A 20246-nucleotide genomic window follows, 5' to 3' on the forward strand; every position below is an offset into this window, starting at 1 on the left:
GCGACGGGCGTATGCGCGAATTGGCGAGTCGGGCCGATCACCCGCCGCTTGCGCAGAATGACCGGCGCCTGTGCGCGAATGGAGGCGGGCCGACCGGCCTTCGCGGGGTCGGCGTGGGCGCGAATCGATGTGGCGGCCAGCCGGTGTGCCGAAGCTCTCGCACTTTGACCCGCGCGTTTGAGCGAATGGAGGCGGGCCGATCGGCCTTGTTGCGCTCGCGGAGTGCAGTCTGCGTGGGCGCGAATCGATCTGGTGGCCAGCCGGTGTGCCGAAGCTCTCGCACTTTGACCCGCGCGTTTGAGCGAATGGCGGCGGTGGGCCGACCGGTTTACCGCCGCTTGCGGAGTGCGGCCCGCGTCGGCGCGAATCGCAATGGCAGGCTTGACCGGTTTACCGAGCGTCGCACAGTGAGGACCTGTGCTTGTGCGCGAATGGCGCGGCAGGCCGACTGCCTGCTGACGCTCGCGGAGTGCGGCCCTCTATGGGCGCGAATCGATGTGGTGTGTCGGCCGGCTTGCCGAAGCTCATGCAGTGCGACCCTCGTGTGCGTGCGAGTGGCGACGGTGGCCGACCGGCCTTCGGGCGTCCGTGGAGCGCGGTCCGCGTGGGCGCGAATCGACGTGGCAGGCCCGACTGGTTTGCCGAGGCTCGCGCAGTGAGGACTCGTGCGTGTGCGCGAATGGCGCGGCAGGCCGGCCGCCTAGTGACGCTCGCGGCTCGCGTCGGCGTGAATCGATGTGGTGGGCGGGTCGGTTTGCCGAGGCTCGCGTAGATCGAGCTGGGTGGATGCGCAAATGGCGGTTGGATGCGAATACGCTGGCGCCAAGTGTGCGCGAATGGTGTTTTCGTCGTGTCGCCAACCATTCTCTCGAATCGCACGTCCTTGTATATATGACGTTCTGGAGAAAAGGCTTGGCCGCCGGTGTCGCCGTCGCGGCCGGGATTAGCCTGGTGGCCGCTCCCGCCGGCGCCGCACCCAAGAAGCGCCCCGCGCTGCCCGGTGACGTCAACGGCGACGGCCGGGCCGACGTCATCGCGGGGGCGCACCTGCTCAAGGCCGGTGGCAGGTCCGACGCCGGTGGTGTCGTCGTCTGGTTCGGCGGGGCCAAGGTGGCGGCCAAGGCGCGGATCGCGACCACCTCCAAGCCGGTGGCCAGGGAGAACGTCGGCAAGGTCCTGGCGACCGCTGATTTCGATCGTGACGGCTATTCCGACGTCCTCGCGTCGGGGCGGAAGAAGATCGTCGTGTTTCTTGGCTCGGCCACGGGTCTCAAATTCAGTAAGTCGTTCGCCTGGCCGATCACCAACGCGCCGATGAAGGCCGCCGATTTCAACGGGGACGGATTCGGTGACGTCGCCGTCCGGGGAAACCGGGAAATCGTCGTCTTCAAAGGCGGCAGCAAGGGATTGACGAAGTCGGTCTCGTTGAAGAACGGCGCGGCGGAGTTCGGGGCCGTCCTCGCGGTGGGTGACGTCACGGGTGACAAGCGGCCCGATCTCCTGGCGACCGACTTGGGGCCCGCTCATGCGGGGTCCGTCAATCCGCAGCGGGTCTCCGTCATCCCCGGGGCGGCGAGCGGCCTGTCGATGTCGCGGGCCTGGGCGTTCCTGCCCGCCAGGCGCGACGTCTTCGACATCGCCGTGGGCGACCTGAGTGGCGACGGCAAGGCCGACATCGTGCTGGCGACCGGCGACCAGGTGGTCGTCCACCGGAGCCGGGGCGTCACGGTGGTCACGCCCCAGATCTTGTCCTTCTCCGACTTCCCGGGCGACCTCGCCATCGGCGACCTGGTCGGAGACGGCCGCGCCGATCTGGCCGTGCACGTCGCGGCCGACAACCACGACTGGGTCGAGATCTACCGGGGCACAGCCGGGGGAGTGACGGTCAAGCCTGCACGGATCCTCCGGAAGGAGACCTACGAGACCGGGTTCGGCGCGGCCCTGACCGTCTCCGACGTCGTCGGCGACAGGAAGCCCGACCTCATCGCTGGTGCGCCCGGCGTCTACGGGGTAGGTCAGGTCCACGTGCTGCCGAACGGGAACTACACCGGCCTCCAGCGGCTCAAGCTGAGCACGTCCGGCGGCCACGGTCTGGGCTTCTCCCTCCCGTAGCTTCACCACGACTCGGGGAACTCTCCGAGTCGTTCTCGCATGTGCCTAGCGTCGCGCGGCGGAAGGACGGCCAAGCCCACGTGGAGGATGGCCTTCGCCTCCAGGATGTCCGGACAGCAGCGGATGTATCCGCAGCCGTAGGGCTCGGGCGGGTGCCCGGACAGCTCCTGCCATGCCTGGTAGGCGGTGGCGACGGCACCCGGCCAGAATCGGTCGCGTTCCAGGCGGGCCAGGGCGACGCGGCCACGGCGCGACAGGCCGGGCAGATGAGAGGTGTGCTCGTCGAAAAGGGGGCGGTCGGCGCGGACGCGCGCCGGGCTCCTACGAGCCATGGGCCTTTCTGAAGATCGTCATGCCGTCGATTCTGTCAGTGCGCCTCCCTAGGGTCCAGGTATGCGCGACGGGCTCATCTGGTGGTCGACCGAGAAGGCCACGTTCGGCCTGGTCGTCCGTGACGGCGTGGTCGTCGAGGCCGCCCCTTACGCCCGGCGCTGGGCCCACGGCAGGCCGGCCGAGGAACTGCTCGAAAAAGGCCGTCGAAGCAAGGGTGTATCCGTCGAGTGGATCCCGCCACAATGACGGCATCATGGTGCGATTGCGGGTTTTGGGGCAGCTGGCGGCTTCCGTCGGAGGCGCCCCGGTTGAGCTGGGAACGTTCCTGCAGCGGGCCGTTGTGGCCCGGCTGGTCGCCGAGGGCGGGCACATCGTGTCGGCCGATCGGTTCATCGAAGACCTGTGGCGGGAGCAGCCGCCGCCGAAGGCGCTCGGCGCGTTGCAGGTCTACATCTCCAACCTGCGGCGCATCCTCGAACCCGGCCGGGCGCCGCGTACTCCGGCCACGGTCATCGTGTCCGCGCCGCCGGGGTATCGGCTCCAGCTGACGTCTGAGGCCGTCGACGCCTGGTGGTTTCCCAAGCTGGTCGACGAGGCGGTCGCCAGGAACGACCCGAACGAGCGCATCAGGCTGCTCGACGACGCCCTGGCCCTCTGGACCGGGCCGGCCTTCGCCGAGTTCGCCGACGAGGAGTGGGCCGTCGCCGAGGCGGCGCAGCTCGACGAGTTGCGGCTGGTCGCCGTCGAATACCGGGTCGAGGCGGCCCTCGCCCTGGGGCGGCACGCCGAGATCGTCGCCGAGCTCGACCGGCATGTCACCGCTCATCCGCTGCGGGAGAACGCCGTCCGGCTGCTCGCGCTGGCCTACTACCGGGCGGGGCGGCAGCCTGAGGCGCTGGCGGTGATCCGGCGTACCCGCGAGACCCTCGCCGAGGAACTCGGCGTCGATCCCGGGCCCGCGTTGCGCACGCTCGAGTCCGACATCCTCCACCAGACCGAGACCCTGCAGTTCACGCCGCCGCCCGAGCCGATCAGGGTCACCCCGGCGCGGGAGGCCGAGAAGCAGATCGTCGGGCGCCGGGCCGAGCTCGACCGGCTCATCCGCGCCGCCGAGCAGGCCATGACCGGGTTCCGGGTGGCGTGGCTCGGCGGCGACGCCGGGTCGGGGAAGTCGACCGTCGCCGCCGCGCTCGCAACAGAGCTCCATGCTCGTGGCTGGGCGACCGCCGCGGGGCGCTGCCCGGAAACCGTCGGCGGCGTGCCGCCCGCCTGGGCCTGGTCGGAGGTGCTCCGGGGTCTCGTGCCGGGGCGGCCGCCGGCGCCCGCGCTGGCGCCGAAGCTGGCGCCGTTGCTGGCCGACGACGCCGAGCCGGTGGGGCAGTTCTGGCTGGCCCGCGCGGTCGGCGACTACCTGGCCGAGCTGACCGCGCCGCTGCTGGTCGTGCTGGAGGACGTGCACCGGGCCGACGACGAGACCCTCCACCTGCTGCGCCACCTGGCCACCCGGCTGGCCGGCACGCCGGTCCTGGTGCTGCTCACCCACCGGTCCGACGAGACCACCACCGACCTGATGGCCACCGGCGCGGCGCTGGCCGCGCAGACCGCCGAGCGCCTCACGCTCGAAGGGCTGGAGCCCGACGACGTCGCCCGGCTGGTGCTCGACCGCTCCGGGATCTCGATCGGCCCGGCCACGCTGGCGGTGCTCAGCGAGCGGACCGGCGGCAACCCGCTGTTCGTCTCGGAGACCGCTCGGCTGCTCGCCGCCGAGGGCATGACGGCCGTCTACCGGCTGCCTCCGGGCGTGCGCGACGTCATCCGCCGCCGCATCGCCCGGCTGCCCGCCACCGCGCAGACCACGCTCAGAGACGCCGCCGTCGTCGGCCGCGACGCCGACGCCGACGTGCTGATCGCGATGCGGGACGCCGACGAGGACACCGTCCTCGACGGCCTTGAGGCCGGGGTGTTGTCGGGCCTGCTCACCGAGCCGTATCCGGGCCAGGTCAGGTTCGCCCACGTGCTGGTCAGGGAGACCCTCTACGAGGACATCCCGAGGTTGCGCCGCACCCGCCTGCACGGCAAGGTCGTCGACGCGCTGGAGGCGATCCGCCCGGCCGACACGGGCGCGCTGGCCCACCACGCGCTGGCCGCCGCCACCGCCGCGACCGCCGCCCGCGCCGTCTCCTACGCGGCCAGGGCCGCGGAAAAGGCCACTTCCCTGTACGCCCACCGCGAGGCCGTCACCCTCCTCAGCGGCGCCGTGGCGATCGCCCCCGAAGACGAACGGCGGCTCGACCTCCAATCACGCCTGGTGTCGGCCCTCGCCCACGCGGGCGACGTCAACGCCGCCAGGAAACTGCGGAGCGAGGCCCTGCCGCTGGCCCGCCGTCTCGGCGACCGGGCCGCCACGATCCGCCTGATCACCTCGATCGACGTGCCGCTGATCTGGAGCATCGTCACCGAGCACCTCCTCGACTTCGACATGATCGAGGCCATCCGCGACGTCCTGCCCGGCACGACGGGGGAGACGCGCTGCCGCCTGCTGGTGGCCCTGTGCAACGAGACCGAGCCCTACGGCGGCGAGCAGCTCGAACGCGACAGCGCGGAGGCGATCGAGATCGCCAAGGGGCTCGGCGATCCGCTGCTGCTCTGCATGGCCTACAACGCGCGCTACTGGTCGTGCGTCCACTCGGGCAAGAGCGCCCAGCTCGACCGGCTGGCCGACGAGGTGATCGAGGTGGCCGAGGGCGGCGGTCTCCAGGGCTACCTCACGCTGGGCCGCTACATGAAGATCATGGTGGCGCTGTCGCGGGGCGACCGGGCCGGCGCCCGCCACTTCGCCGCGCTGGCCACCGGCAGCTCGACCAGCGGCCAGTTCGCCCACCTGCTCGGCGTCTTCGCCCTGCTCGACTCGCTCGACCTCTACATCGAGGGCCGCTTCGACGAGGCTGAGCAGGCCGCCACCGCGCTGGCCGCCCAGCTCGCCGCCATCGGCGACGGCAACGCGGTCGCCTTCGGCCTGCTGGCGCGGCTGGCCATCGGGATCACCCGCGGCGACATCGGCACCCTCATGGACGACTACGAGGCCGTCTGGAAGGACCTGGACACCGTCCACGAGATCTACTCACGGGCGCTGGTGGCCGCCGGGCGGATCGAGGAGGCCAGGGCCCGCTGGCGGCCCGACGAGCTGCCCTTCCCCGGCGTCTACCAGTCGCTGGTGTTGTCGATGCGGGCCCAGACCGCCATCGCCCTCGGGCATGAGGAGGGCGTCCGGCAGACGTACGCGCAGCTGACGCCGCTGGCCGGGGAGATGGCGGGGCTGGCCAGCGGGTCGGTCACCCATGGGCCGGTCGACCACTTCCTGGGCGACCTGGCCCGCCATCTGGGCGACGAGGCGGCCGCGCGCCGCCACTACGCGGCCGCCGTCGAGGTGGCGGAGAGGGTCGGCTCGGCGTTCTGGGCGGAGAAGGCACGGGAGGCCCTCACCCGAAGATGAGCCGCTGCCGCCGCCGGTGCCCCGGGCGCAGCAGGGCCAGCATCAGGGTGATCATCGGCCCGGCCAGCCGCCTGATGCGCCGCAGCTCCTCGGGGGTGGCGTACTGACCGACCCAGCACAGGTCGAAGCGGATGTCGCCGCCCTTGCGGATCCGGTTCTCCGCCTCGGCCCAGTCCTTCTCGGTGACGTACTGGAGGACCACCGGGAAGATCCGGCGCTCCTCCTCCTCGATGTGCTCGTCGAGGAGCTCCGAGAGCCGTTTGAGGGCCAGGTGGAGGGGCCGGGCGTCGCCGCCGGCGGCGAAGGCGTCCGCGGCGGCGTCGGCCTCGTTCAGCAGCGGGTCGAGCAGCGAGTGGTCCTCGGTCAGGTCGGACAGGTCGGCGGCGGCGCCGGCCGACCGCTCGATCAGCGGCCACACGATCTCGTCTTCACGGGTGTGGTGCTGGTGGATGGTGTGGGTGATCCGGCCCACGAAGCGGGCGATGGCCCTGGCCCGGGTGGGCGTGGTGGCCGCGAGGTGCTCGGTGAGGGCGACCAGCCGGTGCAGGTCGCCGCGCATGGCCCGGTGGATGATCCGGATGCCGGTCAGATCGGGGGACGTCATGCCCCGACGATGCGCCCCGGTGCTTAGCGGCTACCTGGGGTCCACTTGGTGTGGCGGCAGACGTCGGCCGTGGCTCGCGTTGTGAACCCGACTTAGAGAAACTGTCGGTGCGGAGCGCTAGTTTGTCGGGCTATGAGGAGTCGATGGGTGGGGCCCGACGGCTACGCGATCGTGCCCGGGGTGTTCGGCGACCGTCAAGTCCTGCGTGTCGAACGGCATGGCCGCCACCTGGCCGACTGCTTCTCCGTCGCGGAGGTCGCCCGGTTCGTCGACCTGGCCGATCTCTGCGAGGTCGTCGCGCTGCGGCCATAACAAACACCCCAAGGTAACGGTGATTTCCCGACCCGGCCGTTTACCGTCGAGACATGCGCCTGGTCACTGTGCTCACCTTCTGCGTCGCGCTCGTCGCCTGCGGGTCCGCGCCCGACGGGATCCCGAGCCCGACGCCGCCCTCCTCGTCCACGTCGTCGGCACAGGAGGTCTACGTGCTGAACTTCTTCGGCGACGAACAGGGCTCGCCCGCCCAGAAGCCGGCCGACCTGGTGATCTCCGAGTTCTCCACCATGAACAAGCTCCTGTGGGACAAGTGGGGCCCCGACACCGCCGAGGGCCGCGGCATGCTGACCGGGAGCTGGTGCCTGCCCGACTGCCTCGACCAGCCCTACGACGCGAAGATCACCCTCTCGACCCCCGTCGGCAAGGCCGGTCGCACCTACTTCACCAGCTACACGATCGAGCCCGACGACCTGCAGTCGGCCCAGGAACAGGGCGCCGACCTGGTCGGGACACTCCAGACTCCATAGGGGTCCGATTGGATTTCGCATCCACTGCGGGGGACGTGTATGGTTTACCTGTCCGGGAACGCGAGAGCGAACACCGGGCCCGCCCCTATAGCTCAGTCGGCAGAGCGTCTCCATGGTAAGGAGAAGGTCAACGGTTCGATTCCGTTTGGGGGCTCCAAAGCCAACAGGTCCTATCCGAAGAATTCGGGTGGGGCTTTTGGCTTGGCGGGTGAAAACCAATCCCCGCGAAAGTGATTTGGGGATTCATCCGTGAATTCCCAAACCCGTTCCCCGGCGAAATACCGCGTGTGTGGCACTCGCATGGGTCGGGTATCCTTGCGTGGCCGGTCAGTTCTGGTCGGTCTCCAGGCGGAGTAGCTCAGTCAGGCAGAGCAAACGGCTCATAATCGTTGTGTCGCCGGTTCAAGTCCGGCCTCCGCTACTACCCTTCCGGGCTCCCTTCACAGGGACCGGTTCGGGTTGTCCAGTAGTCCCAGACGTAGAAAGGCACTCCCACGTGGCTGCCACCGACGTTAGGCCGAAGATCACGCTGGCCTGCCAGGAGTGCAAGCACCGCAACTACATCACGCGGAAGAACCGGCGCAACGACCCGGATCGGCTTGAGCTGAAGAAGTACTGCCCCAACTGCAAGACTCACCAGGCTCACCGCGAGACCCGCTAGTTCACGACGCCCGGCGGCCCCCCAGCTGCGGGTGCGGTGCATGTATTCACGCGAAAACCGGCGACGCCACTCAGGGCCGCCGGTTAGTCGCGTTTTCACCGGCGACACCTTCTCGGTTCTCGCTGTGTTCGGCCGTACGGTAGAACTGGTCGTCCAGCAGCATTGATCAACGACGAGGAGCGCCCTGATGGCGTTGAATCGCGACTTCATCGGGCGGGCGTACTCGTCCCCGACGCCCTACGAGGTCAGCCGCCTGAAGATCAAGGAGTTCGCCGCCGCGATCGGCGACGCAAACCCGATCTACCGTGACTCCGAGGCCGCCAAGGCCGCCGGGCATCCCGACGTGGTCGCCCCGCCCACCTTCCCGATCGTCTTCGCCCTGGCGGGCGCGGGCGAGGGCCTCAACGACCCCGAGTTCGGGCTCGACTGGGCCATGGTCGTCCACGGCGAGCAGCGGTTCACCTACGAGCGGCCGATCTACGCCGGCGACCAGTTGCTGTGCACCTCGACGATCTCCGAGATCCGTTCGGTGGGCCGCAACGAGTTCGTGACCGTCCGCGGCGACGTCACCACGCTCGACGGCGAGCCCGTCTGCACCAGCTTCAACGTCATCGTCGAGCGCGGAGGTGCGAAGTAGCCATGGGCGCCACCATCAAGTGGGACGAGGTCGAGCAGGGCCAGGAACTGCCCGCCGCCGAATACCAGGTCCAGCGGGTCAATCTGGTCATGTACGCCGGCGCCTCCGGCGACTTCAACCCCATCCACTGGAACGAGCGGTTCGCCAAGTCCGTCGGCCTGCCCGACGTGATCGCCCACGGCATGTACACGATGGCCCAGGGCGGCCGCTACGTCACCGACTGGGCCGGCGACCCGGCCGCCGTCGTCGACTACGGCGTGCGGTTCTCGTCGATGGTCGTCGTGCCCGACGACGACAACGGCGCCACGATCAGCGTGTCGGGGATCATCGAGGAGAAGCTGCCCGACAAGCGGGTGATCGTCGTGCTGACCGCCAGGTCGGGCGACTCGCGGGTGCTCTCCAAGGCCAGGGCGGTCGTTCAGCTCGCCTGATCTGGGCTTCGGGCGGTTTGTTCAGCTCGCCCGAGCCTGGGTAGCGCTCCAGATGTGAGCAAACCACCGCTTGACGTCGTCGAAATCGCCGAACGCCGCGCCGCCGCCCGAGCCGACAACGACTTCGAGGCGGCCGACCGGCTGCGCCACGAGCTCATGGACGCCGGCTGGGACGTCTACGACACGCCCGCCGGCGGCTTCGAGCTGACCGAACGTCCCCGCTACGAGATCTGGCCGAGCGTGCGGTCGATCCCGGTGTCGTCGATCATCGAGGGCCGCCCGCCCGGCGAGCCCGACGTGAAGTCGACTGTGCCCTTCCCGGGTTCGATCACCGAGACCGCGCTGAACGACGCGGGCACCCCGTCGATGGCCGCCTCGCAGGCCCTCTGGGACGGCGCGCTGGCCACCTCGCGGGTCGACCGGCAGATCGACATCCCGAAGCTGACGGCGTCGGTGGCGCTGCTGGTCGACGGGTGGCCCGACGACGTGCGGGCCTGTGTCGCGGCGCTGCTGGCGCACAGCGACGCCGGGGTCATCGCACTCGACCTGGGGAACGTCGACGGGGCCGGCGACGTGCTCCACGAACTGGCCGAGGCCAACCCCGACAGGGTCAGGGTCTGGCACGTCGCCGAGAAGCCCCACTGGCGCGGCGGCACCGCCGGGTGGGGCCCGGCGCGCACCAAGCTGCTCCAGCTCGACACGGCCGACGTCCATGTGGTGATGGAGACCTCGACGATCCTCGAAGGCGACGCGATCAGGCCGCTGCTGCGGGCGCTGGAGGTGCCCGACGTGGTCGGGGCCGGGTGGAAGGGCGTCGAGCCCGAGCCGGGCGGCACCGAGTGGCGCGACGCGGGGGCCGGCGAGGTGCCGGCGCTGCTGGGCTACCTGTTCGCCGTCAACCGGGCCAAAGCCCTGCGGATCGGCGGATTCCCGGAGCACGCCCGCTTCTACCGCAACGCCGACCTGGAGTTCTCCCTCATGCTGCCGGGACGTCTGGTCGTACCCGAGAAGGATCTTCCGGTGCGGCAGGCCCGCCACCGGGGGTATTTCGACACCGACGCCGCCTACCGCGAGGAGGAGTCGGCGCGGACCTACGACAGAGTGCTCGCTCTGCTGCGCCGTTAGGCTGGCGCCCATGGAAGAGGGGGTACGGCTGGCGCCGTACACGACGTTGCGGCTGGGCGGGAACGCGCGGGCCTTTGTCACCGCCGAGACCGAGGAGCGGCTCGTCGAGCTGGTCTCCGCGGCCGACCGGCGGGGCGAGCCGGTGCTGATCCTGGGCGGCGGGAGCAATCTGGTGCTCTCCGACGCCGGGTTCGACGGCCTGGTGGTCAGGGTCGGCACGCGGGGCATCGTGACCTACGGCGGCGTGGTGACGGCCGCCGCCGGGGAAGACTGGGATCCGCTCGTCGAGCGCTGCGTCGCCGAGGGGTTGTCGGGGGTCGAGTGCCTGTCGGGCATCCCCGGCCTGGTCGGGTCGACCCCGATCCAGAACGTGGGCGCCTACGGCCAGGACGTCTCCCAGACGATCGTCGCGGTCCGCGTCTTCGACCGCCGCCGCCGCGAGATCCTCGACCTGGAGGCCGCGCAGTGCGGGTTCGCCTATCGCGACAGCGCCTTCAAGGGCGCCCTCGACCGGTTCGTGGTGTTGTCGGTGACGTACAACCTCGAGAACGACGAGCTCTCGCAGCCGCTGGCCTATGCCGAGCTGGCGAAGAGCCTGGGCGTCGCGCCCGGCGAGCGGGTGCCGCTGGCCCGGACCCGCGCGCGGGTGCTGGAACTGCGGCGGGGCAAGGGCATGGTGCTCGATCCGGACGATCCCGACACCATCAGCGCCGGGTCGTTCTTCACCAATCCGATCCTGGGCCGGGCGCAGGCCGACGAGCTCGAGAAGCTGGCCCCCGGCTATCCGCGCTGGCCGGCCGGCGACGACGCCGTGAAGGTCCCGGCGGCGTGGCTGATCGAGAACGCCGGGTTCCACAAGGGCTACGCGAAGGGCCCGGTCAGGGTGTCGACCAAGCACACCCTCGCCCTCACCAACCCCACAGGTGAGGCCACGGCGGAGGAACTGCTGGAGCTTGCCCGAGAAGTCCGAGATGGGGTCAAAGCGAAGTTCGGGGTGACCCTGGTGAATGAGCCCGTGATGATAGGCGTTAGTCTGTGAGACAGCCCGAAGGGGAGTAGTCCACAACACCGCCGGTCGACACACTGACGCACGCGTTCGATGAGAAGCGTGCGTCCGGCCGCGGAGGCCCGTGTGGCGGACGAGACCTTCGGCCCGACAGTGATTTTTACGCTGCCGGGCCGAAGTGATGCTCCCCGGCAGAACTCGGCCCGGTCGCGCTGATGCGAAAGGCGACCCCGAGTGGAAGCGTTCTGGATCTCCCTCGCCGTGATCTTCGTGGCGGAGCTGGGCGACAAGAGCCAGCTCATGGCCATGACCTTCGCCACCAGGTTCCGGCCCCTTCCGGTCCTGGCCGGCATCACGATCGCGACGACCGTCGTCCACCTGTTCTCCGTCGCGCTCGGCGGTCTCATCGGCGACCACCTCCCCACGACCGCGATCTCCATCGCGGCCGGCATCGCCTTCCTCGGCTTCGCGGCCTGGACGCTGCGCGGCGACTCCCTGACCGACGAGGAGGCCGAGAAGGCCAAGCGGGCCACCAAGTCGGTGCTGCTGGCCGTGACGGTCGCGTTCTTCCTGAGCGAGCTCGGCGACAAGACCATGCTCGCCACCATCACCCTGGCCACCCAGTACGGCTGGGTCGGCACCTGGATCGGCTCCACGGTCGGCATGGTGGCCGCCGACGCGCTGGCCATCGTGGTCGGCGGGCTGCTGGGCAGGCACCTGCCGGAGAAGTGGATCAAGTACGGCGCGGCCGGCGCCTTCGCCGTCTTCGGGGTCCTCCTGCTGCTGGAGCCGGTGTGGGCTAGTTGAGCAGGGACATCCGGTGGGCCGCCGCCGCGGCCTCGCCCCGGGTCGAGACGCTCAGTTTGGCCAGGATGTTCGAGACGTGCACGCTGGCGGTCTTCGCCGAGATCGTCAGCGTCTGGGCGATGTCGCGGTTCGACCGGCCCTCGGTGAGCAGCCGCAGCACCTCGACCTCACGCGGGGTCAGCAGGGCGGCCGTCTCGGCCGGGGTGTCGGTCAGGGCGATGCCCGACCGGCGCGTCAGCGCCTCGATCTGCTCCTTCATCGGGACGGCGCCCAGGTCGGTCGCGAGGGCGTGGGCCTCGCGCAGGCGGACCGCCATGCCGTCGCGGTCGAGGCCGTGCGCGGCCATGAGCAGGTTGCGGGCCCGCTGGTAGGGACGCTTCAGGACGGCCCAGCACGCCGCCGCGCCGTCGAAGTCCTGCCGGCACTCGCGTTCGTAGGCCTCGCTGACCCTGCCCTTGGCGACCATGGCGGTGCGGAGCACGTCGGCCCGCTCGCGCAGGGCCCTGGCCCGGTTGGGGCTGATCGGCAGCGCGGCGTCGCTCACCCGGTAGATCATCGCCAGCAGGCGCCAGCCGAGCATGGGCTTGCGGGACAGCGGGGTCGTGCCGAGGGCGATCTCGGCCCTGGTCAGGGCCGCCTCCGGGGCGCCGGTCAGCAGGAACCACTGCAGGGCCAGCCGGGTGTTGAGGGTGCGCTCCTGGGTCCAGTCTTCGGGACGGTCGGACAGCGCGCCCACCTCGGTCAGGTCGGCGAGGACCTGTTCGAGCTGGCCCCTGGCCATGCCGATCTGGGCGCGCATGCGCAGCAGGTGCCAGCGGTTGCGCGGGGACGGGTCGAAGATCAGCGACCGGGTGATGATGTCGAGGGCCTCGTCCCAGCGGCCCAGCGATTCGAGCGCCTCGGCCCGGTTATTGGCGATGAAGACGCCCTGGTTCCGGTAGCGGCCGTACTTCTTGGCCAGTTTCTCGCCCTCGACGGCCAGCGCGATGGCCTCCTCGGAGCGGCCCAGGTTCTCCAGGGCGTCGACGTTGTTGGCCAGGGCCCGCAGCACCACCTGGCCCGCCTTCACCCGGGTGCCGATGGCCTGGGCGCGGGAGTTGGTGGCCAGCGCCACCTCCAGGTCGTCGCTGATGGAGTGGCCGAGCGCGAGGTTCATCAGGAGGTCGGCCTCCTGGCGCTCGTCGCCCATCTCGCGCGCGTTCCGCAGCGCCTCCTGGGTCAGGGCGGTGCCCTCGACGATCTCGTCGGCCATGATCAGCAGGGTGCCGAGGCGGGTCAGGACGAGGGTCCGGGTCTCGCTGGGCAGCGGGACCAGCCGCTCGGCCCGGCGCAGGTCGTCGATCGCGCCGACCCGGCCGCGGTGCTTCTTGCAGTTGGCCATCCGGACCAGCAGTTCGGCGACCCGCTCGGGCGCGGTGTGGTCGTCGAGTTCGGCCAGCGCGGCCTTCACGTATTTCATGGCCCGGTCGATGTCGCCGGCCGAGTAGGCGCCCTCGGAGGCGCGCTCCAGCACGGTGGCGTGGTCGGCGCCGATGCGCTGCGCGGCGTCCGGGACCTTGTCCCAGAGCATCAGCACCCGTTCGAGCAGCTGGACCTTCTCGGTGTACGCGAACGCCTTGTGGGCCTTGGCCGAGGCCTCCCAGGCCGAGATGAGGGCCCACAGGTCGTTCCTGGCCGAGTGCCAGTGGTGGGCGATCTCGATGGCGGCCCGTCCCTGCGGGACCAGGGCGCGGTCGCGGTCGATCTCCTCGGCGAAGCGGGAGTGCAGCCGGGTGTGCTCACCGGGCAGCAGTTCGTCGTGGACGGCCTCGCGGATCAGCGCGTGCCGGAAGGTGTAGGCGCGGCCGTCGCTGATCTGGATGACGTTGCCGGCCACGGCGGGCCTGATCGCGTCCTCCAGATCGGCCTCCGACAGGCCGCTGACCGCGCACAGCAGGTCGTGGCCGACCCGGTTGCCCCCGGCGGCGGCGATGCGCAGCACCCGCTGGGTCTCGTCGGGCAGCCGCTCCACCTGGCCGATGATCAGGTCGTGCAGCGACTCGGGGAGGGTCTCGCCGCCGAGGCAGTCGAGCAGCGCCTCCACGAACAGCGGGATGCCCGCGCTGCGGTCGAAGACCGTCGAGACCCGGCTGTAGGTGGGCGTGCTGCCGAGGATGGCCGCCATCTGGCGGGCCACCTCGTCTTCGGTGAAGCGGGGCACCTCGATCTTGGTGATCCCGCCGACCCGGGTGAGCTCGGCGAGCACCGGCCGGAGCGGATGGGTGCGGTGAAGTTCGTCCGACCGGTACGTCAGCACCATGAGCATCGGGATCGCCGAGACGTTCCGGCTCAGGAAGGCGATGAGGTCACGGCTCGACCGGTCGGCCCAGTGGATGTCCTCGATGACCAGGACCATCGGGCGGCGCTCGGCGAGCCGTTCCAGCAACGTCAGTATCTGTTCGAACAGGCGGGCCCTGGCCGTGTCGGTCTCGATGTCGCCGCTCGGCTCACCGAACTCCGGCAGCAGCCGGGCCAGGTCGCGGGCCGCGCCCTCGGGCAGCAGCGCCGCCACGTCCGCGGCCCCCATGTCGCGGACGAGCTGGCGCAGCACCGCCGTGAAGGGCGCGTACGCGAGACCTTCTGTGGACAACTCGACACAACCGCCGACGAAGACCTGCGCTCCGGCGGCGGCGGCCTGCTCGGCGAACCGCGTGACCAGCCGGGTCTTGCCGACCCCCGCCTCACCGCCCACCAGCACGGCGGCGGCGGCCTGCTCACGGGCCTGGTCGAAGATCTCGCCGAGCGACTTCAGCTCGGTCTCCCGTCCGACGAAGACGGGGCTAACGGCCCGACCCATCATGTCGTCCAGCATGTCATGCCTACTCGGTGGGATTCGCGCCTATTTACGGGGGTTGAGATGCCAGGCCGGGAGGGAGGTTCCGGCCTGGCATCTGGACGCGCGTCACTGGGAACGGAACTTGCCGAGGCTCGCCCGGAGCCGGTGATGCCCGCCCCGCTCGCGCGCCTTCTCCGCCTCACGGACGCGGCGGTAGGTGGTCGCCTCGTTCTGGAGCTCGGCGACCCGGTTGATGATGATCTGGTAGTGAAGCTCGGGAGCCATCTGGCTTCTCCTTGGTTCTTGTACGTGTCGATTAGGCAGATTCACTAGCGCGAGCCACGGTCGGCCTTCGGCCGCCCGCATCTCGCTTCCTTACACACTCAAGATTCGTCCTAAGACCCCCTCCGCCACATCGGGCGGATGCCTTATCTCCCGTGGGCGGGGTGTGGATTCGTACCTAAGACCCCGCTTAGGACGGTTGTGAGATGTGCCAAAAACGGACCGGCAGTGTCGTGAGCACCCGGTTTGGCATCGTTCCGCCAGGTCGGCGATGCTGGGGAGGTGTCAATTCCGACTGCCTCGTCCAACGCCTCGCTCCGGGCGTTCCTGCACGGACTGCCCGGTGTCGACCGGGTCGGCGCCGACGCCAGGGCCGCCGGGCTGGGCACCCGATCGATCAAGACCACGGCCAAACGCCAGGCCATCGACATGGCCATCTCCATGGTCGACCTCACGACCCTGGAGGGCGCCGACACCCGCGGCAAGGTCCGGGCGATGTGCGCCAAGGCCGTCCACCCCGATCCGACCGACCCGACGGTTCCCCGGGTCGCGGCGGTCTGCGTCTACCCCGACCTGGTGGCCGAGGCCCGCGACGTCGTCGGCTCGTCGGGGGTGAAGGTGGCCTCGGTCGCCACCGCGTTCCCCAGCGGGCGCTCCTCCCTTGAGGTGAAGGTCGCCGACACCGCCATGGCGGTCGCCGCCGGAGCCGACGAGATCGACATGGTCATCGACCGGGGCGCGTTCCTGTCGGGCGACTACGTCAAGGTCTTCGAGGAGATCCAGGCGATCAAGGAGGCCTGCGGCGAGGCCCACCTGAAGGTCATCCTGGAGACCGGCGAACTGGCCACCTACGACAACGTGCGCCGCGCGTCGTGGCTGGCGATGCTGGCCGGGGGAGACTTCATCAAGACGTCCACCGGAAAGGTGCAGCCGGCCGCCACGCTGCCGGTGACGCTGGTCATGCTGGAGGCGGTGCGCGACTTCCGCGACCGTGAGGGCCGCATGGTGGGGGTGAAGCCGGCCGGGGGGATCCGTACGACCAAGGACGCGATCAAGATGCTCGTGCTGGTCAACGAGACCGCCGGGCCCGACTGGCTCGACCCCGACTGGTTCCGGCTCGGCGCGTCGTCGGTACTCAACGACCTGCTGATGCAGCGCCAGAAGCTCACCACCGGCCGTTACGCCGGCCCCGACTACTTCACCCTGGACTGAGATGATCTTCGAGTACGCACCGGCGCCCGAGTCGCGCGAGGTCGTCGACATCAGACCGTCGTACGGGCTCTTCATCAACGGCGAGTTCGTGGACGGGTCCGGAACTCCCTTCAAGACCGTCAACCCCGCCTCCGAGGAGACCCTCGCCGAGGTCGCCACCGCCACCGAGGCCGACGTCGACCGGGCCGTGCAGGCCGCCCGCAAGGCGTTCGGCGTGTGGTCGGCGCTGCCCGGCTCCGAGCGGGCCAAGTACCTGTTCCGGATCGCCCGGATCATCCAGGAACGCGCCCGCGAGCTGGCCGTCCTGGAGTCGCTCGACAACGGCAAGCCGATCAAGGAGTCGCGCGACGTCGACCTCCCCCTGGTCGCCGCCCACTTCTTCTACTACGCCGGCTGGGCCGACAAGCTCCAGTACGCCGGCTACGGCACCACCCCGCTCGGCGTCGCCGGGCAGGTCATCCCGTGGAACTTCCCGCTGCTGATGCTGGCCTGGAAGATCGCGCCCGCGCTGGCCTGCGGCAACACGGTCGTGCTGAAGCCGGCCGAGACCACGCCGCTGACCGCGTTGTTGTTCGCCGAGATCTGCCAGCAGGCCGACCTGCCCCCGGGTGTGGTCAACATCGTGACCGGCGCGGGCGAGACCGGCGCCGCCGTCGTCGGCCACCCCGACGTCGACAAGGTCGCCTTCACCGGTTCCACCGAGGTCGGCCGCCTGATCGCGCGCGCGGTCGCCGGCACGAACAAGAAGGTGACCCTCGAACTCGGCGGCAAGGCCGCCAACATCGTCTTCGACGACGCCGCCATCGACCAGGCCGTCGAGGGCATCGTCACCGGCATCTTCTTCAACCAGGGCCACGTCTGCTGCGCCGGGTCGCGCCTGCTGGTGCAGGAGTCGGTCGCCGAGGAGCTGCTGTCGTCGCTCAAGCGCCGCCTGTCGACGCTGCGGCTCGGCGACCCGCTCGACAAGAACACCGACATCGGCGCGATCAACTCGGCCGCCCAGCTCGCCAAGATCCGCGAACTGTCGGAGGCGGGCGAGGCCGAGGGCGCCGACCGCTGGTCGCCGGCCTGCCCGCTGCCCGACAAGGGCTTCTGGTTCCCGCCGACCGTCTTCACCGGCGTCTCCCAGTCCCACCGGATCGCCCGCGAGGAGATCTTCGGCCCGGTCCTGTCGGTCCTCACCTTCCGCACCCCCGCCGAGGCCGTCGAGAAGGCGAACAACACGCCCTACGGCCTGTCGGCCGGCGTCTGGACCGAGAAGGCGTCGCGGATGTTGTGGATGGCCAACCGGCTGCGGGCCGGGGTCGTGTGGTCGAACACCTTCAACAAGTTCGACCCGACCTCGCCGTTCGGCGGTTACAAGGAGTCCGGCTACGGGCGTGAGGGCGGTCGCCACGGTCTCGAGGCGTACCTGAAGGAGATCTCGTGAGCGAGCGGCTGTCGGTGCGGAAGACGTACAAGCTGTACATCGGCGGTGCGTTCCCACGGTCGGAGAGCGGGAGGTCCTACGTCGTGACCGGCGCCAAGGGCGAGTTCCTCGCCAACGCGTCCAAGGCGTCCCGCAAGGACGTGCGCGACGCCGTGACCGCGGCCCGCAAGGCCTTCCCGGGCTGGTCGTCCGCGACCGCCTACAACCGGGGCCAGATCCTCTACCGGATCGCCGAGATGCTCGAAGGCCGCCGCGCCCAGTTCGTCTCGGAGGTCGCCGAGGCCGACGGCGTGTCGGGCAAGAAGGCCGGAGAACTCGTCGACGCGGCGGTCGACCGCCTGGTCTGGTACGCGGGCTGGTCCGACAAGATCTCATCTCTTCGCGGGTCCGCCAACCCCGTCGCCGGCCCCTACTTCAACCTGTCGACCCCTGAGCCGACCGGCGTGGTCGGGGTCGTGGCTCCGCCGATGGGCCCGCTGTTCGGGCTGGTCTCGGTGATCGCGCCGGTGATCGTGACGGGCAACACGTGCGTCGTGATCGCCTCGGAGCGGGCGCCGCTGCCGTCGATCACGCTGGCCGAGGTGCTGGCGACCTCCGACCTGCCGGGCGGGGTGGTCAACATCCTGACCGGGTCTGCCGGTGAGATGGCGCCGTGGCTGGCCGGTCACATGGACGTCAACGGGCTCGACCTCACCGGGGCCGACGCCGAGCTGGCGCAGAAGTGCGAGGAACTGGCGGCCGAGAACCTGAAGCGGGTGCTGCGGCCCAACGGGAAGACCGACTGGGCGGCCGATCCGGGGACGGGACGCATGACGGCGTTCCTGGAGACCAAGACGGTCTGGCACCCGATCGGGATCTGATCGGCCTCTACAAGAGGCCGTGTCGACGGGCGAACTCGCCGAAGGCCGATCCGGAACAGGGCAACCGCATTTCTGTGGCGATCAACGCGTCCACGATGTTCCCTGCGGATACTTCGGTGAGTTTGCCCTTCTGGCATGCGACGGCGAGCAGCCAGAGCGTTCCGTGCACCTCCAGGCCGTGGGCGGCTGCCACGATCTTCGCCCGCTGGTCGTCGGTGATCGCGATGCCGCCGTCGAGTTCAGCGGCGGAGAAGACGCTCGCCTCGCCGCGATCACGTTGCGTCGAGCCGATGCGCCGGGTCCATTTGACGAAACCGTCGAGTGCCTCCCGCGAGGACAGCGTGACTATCCCGAGCCAGTCGGCGTCGAGTACGTTCCGCAGGAGCGGGTGATCGGGCAGCCCGCTGCGGATCTCCTCGCGGACGATCTCCGTGGTAAGGCAGGGCGTCCCGACCATGAGGTCGCGCAGAACGTCGAGCCGCTCGGCGCGGGCGAAATGGCTCAGACAAGGGGCATCGAAGACGAGGGGAGTCGACGTCACGGCGTGGAGTCGCACTCCTCCTGCAGGGGCAGGTCGTCTGCATCGATGTGGCCGCGCATCATCTCGACCGCACGTGAGGTCGTGATGAGCCGCTTCTGGTAGGCCTCGAAGACGGCATGCGCGTAACCGGGTGGCACCCGGATCGACTCAAGATCGGGTTGTGGCGCCCAGCCGATGGCTTCCTTGAGCTCCGCCTTCGTGGGGTTTCGCCGCTTCATGACGCCGGCGGCGTCACGTGTGAGGAATTCGGCCTGGACGGCTTGGCGAACGGTCAGCGACCACGATGTCCGGTATCGCGCCGACACCCGCACCAGCGACTCCCGGAGGTCGCCGGAGGGCAGGCCACGGAAGACGTCCGACGGAATCAGGAGTTCGGCGGCGAAAGCGTCGACGACGGCTTCCCGCTCTTCGCGCGAGGTGCCGACCCCGAGGTCCGCAGAGTATTCGTCGCCGATGATGAGGTGCCCGAGCTCGTGGGCGGCGGTCGCGCGGCGGCGTCCCGGGTCGCCCTGCCTGCTCACCACGGCGGCCGCCACGTCGTCGTCCACCGCCGATGCGCCGTCTCCGGGCACGTCGACGACGGCGACGAGCTGTCCCACCTGCTCACAGATCGAGATCAGCGATTCGATCGGCCGATCGCCCAGGTCGACGGTCTCCCTGACCCAGCGCGCCGCCCTTCGGGCACTGGCCGCGTTCGAGATCGTCATAGGAGGCCGCTTGATCGCCGGAACGGCCAGCAGCTCCATTTCCACCAGTTGCCGGATGTCCGCCAGCCAGGAGGACAACGCGACGCCCAGATGGAACGACTGGCGCCCGGCGTCCGTGGCGGTGTCTTCGGTCAGCTGGGCACGGCGGGAGATGACCGGCGGAGGCGTGCTGATCAGGTAGTCGAGCGGGACGCCGAGGATGTCGGACAGCCGGATGAGCTCCAGGGCGTCGATACGGCGGATGCCGAGCTCGATCTTGGCGACCATGGTGCGGTCGAGGCCCAGCGCGCGGGCGAGCTCCTCCTGCGACAACGCGGCAGCCAGCCTGCCTTCGCGTACCCGCTCACCGACGTCGGCCCACTGCTCCGGGTCCTTCATGGTGCGATAA

General features: G+C 70.0%; 20 protein-coding genes and 2 tRNA genes. 16 read left to right on the forward strand and 6 right to left on the reverse strand.

What is annotated here, in order from left to right:
* The first annotated feature begins 912 nt into the window (after positions 1–912).
* Positions 913–2112, forward strand: a complete 1200-nt coding sequence (locus tag AW274_RS12305) for an FG-GAP repeat domain-containing protein (protein WP_062431134.1) — start codon at positions 913–915, stop codon at positions 2110–2112.
* Between the two features lie 2 nt (positions 2113–2114).
* On the opposite strand, the gene AW274_RS12310 is transcribed toward AW274_RS12305, so the two are convergent.
* The gene (locus tag AW274_RS12310; RefSeq protein ID WP_062431135.1) at positions 2115–2444 is read right to left on the reverse strand and encodes a hypothetical protein; all 330 of its coding nucleotides are present in this window, start codon (positions 2442–2444) and stop codon (positions 2115–2117) included.
* A gap of 61 nt (positions 2445–2505) precedes the next feature.
* On the opposite strand from AW274_RS12310, the gene AW274_RS12315 reads away from it, so the two are divergent.
* Positions 2506–2691, forward strand: a complete 186-nt coding sequence (locus AW274_RS12315; protein ID WP_062431136.1) for a hypothetical protein — start codon at positions 2506–2508, stop codon at positions 2689–2691.
* A gap of 7 nt (positions 2692–2698) precedes the next feature.
* Positions 2699–5938 (forward strand): ATP-binding protein, encoded by a 3240-nt coding sequence (locus tag AW274_RS12320; protein ID WP_062431137.1) that lies wholly within the window; start codon positions 2699–2701, stop codon positions 5936–5938.
* Here the strand turns inward: AW274_RS12320 and AW274_RS12325 are convergent.
* Positions 5925–6542, reverse strand: coding sequence for a hemerythrin domain-containing protein (locus AW274_RS12325; protein ID WP_062431138.1), 618 nt, complete (start codon positions 6540–6542; stop codon positions 5925–5927). The two genes, AW274_RS12320 and AW274_RS12325, sit on opposite strands and share 14 nt — an antisense overlap.
* 132 nt (positions 6543–6674) lie before the next feature.
* Here AW274_RS12325 and AW274_RS12330 point away from each other — a divergent pair, with 132 nt between their 5' ends.
* The 10 genes from AW274_RS12330 (at position 6675) to AW274_RS12375 (ending at position 12012) form a co-directional block, all read left to right on the forward strand.
* The gene (locus tag AW274_RS12330; RefSeq protein WP_062431139.1) at positions 6675–6854 is read left to right on the forward strand and encodes a hypothetical protein; all 180 of its coding nucleotides are present in this window, start codon (positions 6675–6677) and stop codon (positions 6852–6854) included.
* Between the two features lie 53 nt (positions 6855–6907).
* Positions 6908–7345, forward strand: a complete 438-nt coding sequence (locus AW274_RS12335; protein ID WP_062431140.1) for a hypothetical protein — start codon at positions 6908–6910, stop codon at positions 7343–7345.
* Between the two features lie 81 nt (positions 7346–7426).
* A tRNA-Thr gene (locus AW274_RS12340) sits at positions 7427–7502 on the forward strand.
* A gap of 190 nt (positions 7503–7692) precedes the next feature.
* Positions 7693–7766: transfer RNA gene (locus tag AW274_RS12345), tRNA-Met, on the forward strand.
* Between the two features lie 75 nt (positions 7767–7841).
* Positions 7842–8006 (forward strand): 50S ribosomal protein L33, encoded by a 165-nt coding sequence (rpmG, locus tag AW274_RS12350; RefSeq protein ID WP_030921771.1) that lies wholly within the window; start codon positions 7842–7844, stop codon positions 8004–8006.
* Between the two features lie 187 nt (positions 8007–8193).
* Positions 8194–8643: a MaoC family dehydratase N-terminal domain-containing protein gene (locus tag AW274_RS12355; protein WP_062431141.1), complete on the forward strand. Its 450-nt coding sequence runs from the start codon at positions 8194–8196 to the stop codon at positions 8641–8643.
* A gap of 2 nt (positions 8644–8645) precedes the next feature.
* Positions 8646–9074: a MaoC family dehydratase gene (locus AW274_RS12360; protein WP_062431142.1), complete on the forward strand. Its 429-nt coding sequence runs from the start codon at positions 8646–8648 to the stop codon at positions 9072–9074.
* Between the two features lie 54 nt (positions 9075–9128).
* Complete coding sequence (locus AW274_RS12365) at positions 9129–10199, forward strand: glycosyltransferase family 2 protein (RefSeq protein ID WP_062431143.1); 1071 nt, start codon at positions 9129–9131, stop codon at positions 10197–10199.
* A gap of 10 nt (positions 10200–10209) precedes the next feature.
* The gene (locus tag AW274_RS12370; RefSeq protein ID WP_062431144.1) at positions 10210–11238 is read left to right on the forward strand and encodes a UDP-N-acetylmuramate dehydrogenase; all 1029 of its coding nucleotides are present in this window, start codon (positions 10210–10212) and stop codon (positions 11236–11238) included.
* Between the two features lie 201 nt (positions 11239–11439).
* Complete coding sequence (locus AW274_RS12375; RefSeq protein ID WP_062431145.1) at positions 11440–12012, forward strand: TMEM165/GDT1 family protein; 573 nt, start codon at positions 11440–11442, stop codon at positions 12010–12012.
* Here AW274_RS12375 and AW274_RS12380 read toward each other — a convergent pair.
* Together AW274_RS12380 and AW274_RS40195 are read right to left on the reverse strand one after the other, a co-directional pair.
* Positions 12005–14851 (reverse strand): ATP-binding protein, encoded by a 2847-nt coding sequence (locus tag AW274_RS12380; protein WP_232320089.1) that lies wholly within the window; start codon positions 14849–14851, stop codon positions 12005–12007. The genes AW274_RS12375 and AW274_RS12380 overlap by 8 nt on opposite strands.
* A 102-nt stretch (positions 14852–14953) precedes the next feature.
* A complete protein-coding gene (locus tag AW274_RS40195; RefSeq protein ID WP_157520055.1) occupies positions 14954–15112 on the reverse strand; it encodes a hypothetical protein in 159 nt (52 codons plus the stop codon).
* A gap of 279 nt (positions 15113–15391) precedes the next feature.
* On the opposite strand from AW274_RS40195, the gene deoC reads away from it, so the two are divergent.
* The 3 genes from deoC to AW274_RS12395 are packed head-to-tail and all read left to right on the forward strand — an operon-like array spanning position 15392 to position 18610.
* On the forward strand, positions 15392–16321 hold the full coding sequence (gene deoC / locus AW274_RS12385; RefSeq protein WP_062431147.1) for a deoxyribose-phosphate aldolase: 930 nt from the start codon (positions 15392–15394) through the stop codon (positions 16319–16321).
* 1 nt (position 16322) lies between these two features.
* Positions 16323–17750, forward strand: coding sequence for an aldehyde dehydrogenase family protein (locus AW274_RS12390; RefSeq protein ID WP_062431148.1), 1428 nt, complete (start codon positions 16323–16325; stop codon positions 17748–17750).
* Positions 17747–18610, forward strand: coding sequence for an aldehyde dehydrogenase family protein (locus AW274_RS12395; protein ID WP_062431149.1), 864 nt, complete (start codon positions 17747–17749; stop codon positions 18608–18610). The genes AW274_RS12390 and AW274_RS12395 overlap by 4 nt, the downstream gene beginning before the upstream one ends.
* A 7-nt stretch (positions 18611–18617) precedes the next feature.
* On the opposite strand, the gene AW274_RS12400 is transcribed toward AW274_RS12395, so the two are convergent.
* Both AW274_RS12400 and AW274_RS12405 read right to left on the reverse strand, forming a co-directional pair.
* Positions 18618–19151 (reverse strand): PIN domain-containing protein, encoded by a 534-nt coding sequence (locus AW274_RS12400; protein WP_063813339.1) that lies wholly within the window; start codon positions 19149–19151, stop codon positions 18618–18620.
* Positions 19148–20236, reverse strand: coding sequence for a helix-turn-helix domain-containing protein (locus tag AW274_RS12405; RefSeq protein WP_062431151.1), 1089 nt, complete (start codon positions 20234–20236; stop codon positions 19148–19150). The genes AW274_RS12400 and AW274_RS12405 overlap by 4 nt, the downstream gene beginning before the upstream one ends.
* Positions 20237–20246 lie beyond the last annotated feature (10 nt).

It is taken from the genome of Herbidospora daliensis (assembly GCF_001570585.1).
Classification (GTDB): Bacteria; Actinomycetota; Actinomycetes; order Streptosporangiales; family Streptosporangiaceae; genus Herbidospora; species Herbidospora daliensis.